The sequence below is a fragment of the Neisseria sp. P0013.S005 genome (genome assembly GCF_051958425.1).
Lineage (GTDB): Bacteria > Pseudomonadota > Gammaproteobacteria > Burkholderiales > Neisseriaceae > Neisseria > Neisseria subflava.
Map to the genome: position 1 here is coordinate 234,572 of NZ_JBQCVL010000002.1, position 4,582 is coordinate 239,153.

The 4,582-nt window shown below is 53.7% G+C and carries 1 CRISPR repeat array.

Annotation, left to right across the window (positions count from 1 at the left end):
- Positions 1-57: 57 nt before the first annotated feature.
- Positions 58-4,537: a CRISPR direct-repeat array (repeat unit 32 nt; unit sequence GTTTCAACACACAGCCGCCTGAAGGCGGCTGG).
- The last annotated feature ends 45 nt before the right edge of the window (positions 4,538-4,582 follow it).

Sequence of the window (4,582 nt, forward strand, 5' to 3'; positions counted from 1 at the left end):
ACACAGCCGCCTGAAGGCGGCTGGATTCAGCGGTTTATCGGTGCTGACGGGCATAAGGTTTCAACACACAGCCGCCTGAAGGCGGCTGGGTTTTGTATCGACTAAGACGACCCGCCGTATTGCAGTTTCAACACACAGCCGCCCGAAGGCGGCTGGTTGCGAGCATGGAAACGACATTCAAAGTTTTGCCCGTTTCAACACACAGCCGCCCGAAGGCGGCTGGTATGGGCAACGGCGGCGATTTAGACAGCCTGATGTTTCAACACACAGCCGCCCGAAGGCGGCTGGATGAAACTGATAGAAATCGTTGCCGATTATGTAGTTTCAACACACAGCCGCCCGAAGGCGGCTGGCGGTTGGTAAAGGTCGATTTTACGGTCAACGATGGGTTTCAACACACAGCCGCCCGAAGGCGGCTGGTCCCATTTGCGCCGAAAGCAAACCGTGTATTCAAGTTTCAACACACAGCCGCCCGAAGGCGGCTGGTTGAAGCGCGCATCGTCCCCGACATCACACTCTACGTTTCAACACACAGCCGCCCGAAGGCGGCTGGAAAAAGATTGCAAGTATCCATTGATAGGGTTCAGGGTTCAGGTTTCAACACACAGCCGCCCGAAGGCGGCTGGCTGTCCAATTTTGGCGATTGACTTAGTTTTTGAGTTTCAACACACAGCCGCCCGAAGGCGGCTGGACTGTATTGATTAAAAGGGATGGTACGCATCAGGTTTCAACACACAGCCGCCCGAAGGCGGCTGGGCTGATGGCTTCTTCTGCCATCAGGGTCAATCCGTTTCAACACACAGCCGTCCGAAGGCGGCTGGACACGGTTGCCATAGGCATCCGTAATCATTTCGGCGTTTCAACACACAGCCGCCCGAAGGCGGCTGGGTCTGCCCTACGACCAAGAGCGAGCCAAGACATACAAGTTTCAACACACAGCCGCCCGAAGGCGGCTGGGGTACTTCACTTTCTAAGAAAAATGATACTTTTGGTTTCAACACACAGCCGCCCGAAGGCGGCTGGCAGGGATTGACTGCCGTTGCCGTCCTGACTTTTGGTTTCAACACACAGCCGCCCGAAGGCGGCTGGATTACTTCAGCAATTCCTCCGTAAATCGAAACAGGTTTCAACACACAGCCGCCCGAAGGCGGCTGGGTGGTTGCCGCGTTAGCACATTTTATAAATATCTGGTTTCAACACACAGCCGCCCGAAGGCGGCTGGTTACGGTTTTTTTTAGATCATCAGACGGGACGTGTTTCAACACACAGCCGCCCGAAGGCGGCTGGCCAGCGTTGTGATAAAGCATAGTCAGACAGGATAAGTTTCAACACACAGCCGCCCGAAGGCGGCTGGGGCATTTGAGTTATCAGAATAATATCAATACCGGTTTCAACACACAGCCGCCCGAAGGCGGCTGGTTTTTAGGTTATAAGTTGTTGACGGGTCTTGGCCAGTTTCAACACACAGCCGCCCGAAGGCGGCTGGGCCGTCTCAGATTTGGCTAAGAAAGTAGATAAGGTTTCAACACACAGCCGCCCGAAGGCGGCTGGAAAGTCCTCAAAATCTGATGTACGACGGCTATGTTGTTTCAACACACAGCCGCCCGAAGGCGGCTGGGCTGGTGGCGCAAATCGGCTCTGATTGGTTGAATGGTTTCAACACACAGCCGCCTGAAGGCGGCTGGCTTCCACATTGGGTCTGTCTGCTCCCGTACATGCTGTTTCAACACACAGCCGCCTGAAGGCGGCTGGTTCACTGGATTCATACAAGGAGAATCAAAGGCAATTGTTTCAACACACAGCCGCCTGAAGGCGGCTGGCTTAATTGTTGCGCCGTCTATCACTTCAAGGGCGTTTCAACACACAGCCGCCTGAAGGCGGCTGGCAAAAGACATCATCATCCCGTTCGAGGTTTTACAGTTTCAACACACAGCCGCCTGAAGGCGGCTGGACATCACCGACTTTTGCAGTTTCGGCAAAAGACTGTTTCAACACACAGCCGCCTGAAGGCGGCTGGTTGTTAACGCACAAGACATTGTTTTATATTGCATAGTTTCAACACACAGCCGCCTGAAGGCGGCTGGTTTTGTTTTAGGTTGGTTGCAAAATTTATATCAGGTTTCAACACACAGCCGCCTGAAGGCGGCTGGTTGTTCTTCGGCGCTGAGTTTGCGACTGGAACAAGTTTCAACACACAGCCGCCTGAAGGCGGCTGGCAAGCCCCTTCCTCTACCGATACCGCAACAAAAGGTTTCAACACACAGCCGCCTGAAGGCGGCTGGCCGTTGAGCAAATCAAGGCGTTCAAGAAAAGCCTAGTTTCAACACACAGCCGCCTGAAGGCGGCTGGTTGAGCAAATCATCATGACCGTGAATATTGCCCTGTTTCAACACACAGCCGCCTGAAGGCGGCTGGTCATTCAGTCGGAGCGATTCCAAAGCCTTGCCGAAGTTTCAACACACAGCCGCCTGAAGGCGGCTGGGTCGGTATGGCTTTGCTGTCCGTTTATGTCGTGATGTTTCAACACACAGCCGCCTGAAGGCGGCTGGGAAAAATTACGTATGAAATCACTGAGAATCAAAGTTTCAACACACAGCCGCCTGAAGGCGGCTGGATTGTATGGTGAACAACATCCAATCTCTACTATAGGTTTCAACACACAGCCGCCTGAAGGCGGCTGGCCTGACCGTATATCAGCGCCTCTACAAAAACTTGTTTCAACACACAGCCGCCTGAAGGCGGCTGGCAAAGCACTCCGTCAGCTTTGGCAAATTCTTCGTGTTTCAACACACAGCCGCCTGAAGGCGGCTGGTATTTCTGAAAGAGTATTTCGGGGAATGTTCGCCTGTTTCAACACACAGCCGCCTGAAGGCGGCTGGTTCCAGCATAAAAAGCTATAAAAACCCAAATTATCGGTTTCAACACACAGCCGCCTGAAGGCGGCTGGCGAAGCCGAATTCTGACCACCGACAACCTTCATAGTTTCAACACACAGCCGCCTGAAGGCGGCTGGCGGGTGATTTTTGCCGATGGCGCATATTCCTGAATGTTTCAACACACAGCCGCCTGAAGGCGGCTGGTTAATGAGGAAACTGGAGTTTATTCAGATACCATAGTTTCAACACACAGCCGCCTGAAGGCGGCTGGCTAAGGGCGTGGCGACAATCAGTCGGCAATAGTCGTTTCAACACACAGCCGCCTGAAGGCGGCTGGGCTTACGAAGCCTATCAAGCCGTAAACTCCACATTAGTTTCAACACACAGCCGCCTGAAGGCGGCTGGAGCCCAAATTTGAGGCATTGCATCGGGTGATTGACGTTTCAACACACAGCCGCCTGAAGGCGGCTGGCTCCCCTCCCACAAGCGTGTTCCTTGAACTTTTGGGTTTCAACACACAGCCGCCTGAAGGCGGCTGGCAGCTTTGTTATTCAGCCCTTCGGGGCTGCGTGTTGTTTCAACACACAGCCGCCTGAAGGCGGCTGGATAGAGAAGGCAAAGTACCGGATTCAGAAATGCAGTTTCAACACACAGCCGCCTGAAGGCGGCTGGAAAACTTCTTCAGAAAGCATAGATGCGGCACGGATGTTTCAACACACAGCCGCCTGAAGGCGGCTGGGCAGCCAAAATCGTATTATGGCGACCAAACGAAGTTTCAACACACAGCCGCCTGAAGGCGGCTGGCGATCACGTTTTGTACACGATTGCCATTTGTTTGTTTCAACACACAGCCGCCTGAAGGCGGCTGGTTTGCTCCATACGCTTTATTTTGATCTTCGGTCTGTTTCAACACACAGCCGCCTGAAGGCGGCTGGGACCAACGGCAATTTTTTGTTTCAAATTTTTCATAGTTTCAACACACAGCCGCCTGAAGGCGGCTGGAAAAACAGGTATCACTCACATTAACACAATAAGTTTCAACACACAGCCGCCTGAAGGCGGCTGGCCACGCAAAAAGCCCAATTTCGCCTCATCCACCGGTTTCAACACACAGCCGCCTGAAGGCGGCTGGCATCATCCATTGACATGATGATGCGAATGTTCAGTTTCAACACACAGCCGCCTGAAGGCGGCTGGTCAACTCGCTCGTCGTCATAGTCAGCCTCGCATGGTTTCAACACACAGCCGCCTGAAGGCGGCTGGTTAAGTGTGGGTTAACCCCGCTTGCAGCTGCAACAGTTTCAACACACAGCCGCCTGAAGGCGGCTGGTCTCGACATGGCGGGCGCGTGCGGCGGCGGCATCGTTTCAACACACAGCCGCCTGAAGGCGGCTGGCTACCTAAAAGAGTGGTCGGCAGCCGACCTGTTGGTTTCAACACACAGCCGCCTGAAGGCGGCTGGGATTGGGCTTGTACTGCAACACAGACGACCCAACGTTTCAACACACAGCCGCCTGAAGGCGGCTGGGCGCTCGTTAAAGTCTTGGCGCATGAGCATCTCGGTTTCAACACACAGCCGCCTGAAGGCGGCTGGTTGAACATTTCGTAGTTGTCAAAGGACAACTCAAAGTTTCAACACACAGCCGCCTGAAGGCGGCTGGTTGAACATTTCGTAGTTGTCAAAGGACAACTCAAAGTTTCAACAC